The 1,209-nt window shown below is 42.8% G+C and carries 1 protein-coding gene and 1 pseudogene; both read left to right on the top strand.

All coding sequences use genetic code 11. From position 1 onward, the window contains the following. A pseudogene (locus tag F6K53_RS43805) lies at positions 1–224 on the top strand (hypothetical protein); the annotation flags it as partial. Between the two features lie 243 nt (positions 225–467). Beyond that, the coding region (locus tag F6K53_RS43800) for a carboxynorspermidine decarboxylase (protein ID WP_293087078.1) at positions 468–1,209 on the top strand (742 nt) is incomplete at its 3' end.

The raw sequence follows: 1,209 nt of genomic DNA, 5'->3' as shown, positions 1-1,209 counted from the left end.
TCCCCTTTAGCAGCTTCAGTTTCTCTTCCGATCTAGAACAAGTAGATCAACTGTTGGCAGAAAAAACCACCGGGGGCTTAAGGATGGTAGATGGCATTAGTTTGTTGGGAATGTTGCAGCTACCTGTCTATATTCGACGTGCTCTTCAAAAAGAAACAGAAATTTTTACCTTTGCTAACCCTCCCGAATCTTTAGGTCAAGGCATTATGGCTAAATCTCATTAATGTTAAGATTATTTATGATGCTCAACTATTCTATAATTAAGAATTTGCATCAAGCAAAGCACCGTGTGCTATTCCCATAAACTGTTTGATATAGCGTGATCACAGGCCTTTGGCTGACAGCTGGTAGCTGATAGCTGTTCGCGCAGCGTGCGCGTAGCGCATATGCTTACAAGTACCTACCTGAATTGCAAACCGCTGTAAGTCAGTTAACAACTCAGAAGAGTTTTCCGAGTAATAAGTTAGATGACTGATTATTCCAAAATCCCTTCCCCCTGCTATGTGCTTGAGTCCGAAAAGCTGATTCAGAATCTTGAGCTAATCGAATCGGTACAGAAAAGAGCAGGGATTACTATTATTCTTGCTCTGAAGGGGTTTGCCATGTTCAGTGCCTTTCCGATTGTCAAAAAATACTTACAAGGTACTACCGCCAGCTCTCTGTTTGAAGCAAGACTAGGGCGAGAAGAATTTGGGGGAGAGCTCCATCTTTATTCTCCTGTTTATCAGGACAATGAATTCCAAGAATTGATTAAAGAGGCAACCCATATTTCCTTTAACTCTCTCCGCCAATGGCAACAATTTAAAGAACAAACTATCTTCGCCCAGATATCACCAGGTCTACGAATTAATCCAGAGTATTCTCCTGTAGAACAGGAAATCTATAATCCTTCGTCTCCCCTGTCTCGTTTGGGAATACGCGCTGAAATATTAGGTGATCAGTTACCGGAGGGCATTGAAGGATTGCATTGCCACAATTTATGTGAAAGCAACTCACGGGCTTTAGCACGTACTTTGGAGCAGATTGAAATGCTCTTTGGGCATCACCTTCCCCATATCAAGTGGCTTAATTTAGGGGGAGGACATCTGATCACCTCTAAAAGCTATGACATCGAACACTTGATCCAAGTGATTACCAGCTTCAAAGCCCACTATCCTCACTTGGATATTTATATGGAGCCTGCTTCTGCGGTGGCATGGGAAACTGGGC

The organism is Moorena sp. SIO4A1 (assembly GCF_010672065.1).
Classification (GTDB): Bacteria; Cyanobacteriota; Cyanobacteriia; order Cyanobacteriales; family Coleofasciculaceae; genus Moorena.
Note: the sequence above shows the minus strand (reverse complement) of the source record. Positions and strands in the feature narration are given on the sequence as shown.